The sequence below is a fragment of the Mesorhizobium sp. M1A.T.Ca.IN.004.03.1.1 genome (assembly GCF_003997555.1).
Taxonomy (GTDB): Bacteria; Pseudomonadota; Alphaproteobacteria; order Rhizobiales; family Rhizobiaceae; genus Mesorhizobium.
The window spans coordinates 1-294 of the sequence record NZ_RZTV01000177.1; the positions used below are offsets into that span (position 1 = coordinate 1).

Below are 294 nucleotides of genomic sequence, written 5' to 3' on the forward strand. Positions count from 1 at the left end.
TGCGCCCAGGAGCGCATCATCGTCTCGACCGCGGCCTTTGAAGCCGCGTAGGGAGCCCAGAAGGCGCGCGCCGAATGGGCGGAGGAGGCGGACATGATGATGGCGCGGCCGGCGTCGGAAAGCCTGAGCAGCGGGTCGACCGAACGGATCAGGCGCCAGGTCGCGGTGACGTTGATGGTCATCACCTTCTCGAAGGTCTTTGCCTCGACATGGCCGATTGGCGAGATCACGCCGAGGATGGCGGCGTTGGCCACCAAAATGTCGAGCTTGCCCCAGCGCTCATGGATCGCGCCG

General features: G+C 66.0%; 1 protein-coding gene. It reads right to left on the reverse strand.

Annotated elements, in window-relative coordinates; genetic code table 11:
* Positions 1–294, reverse strand: a 294-nt coding sequence (locus EOD29_RS31220; protein ID WP_127248800.1) for an SDR family NAD(P)-dependent oxidoreductase, incomplete at both ends; no start/stop codon positions are given.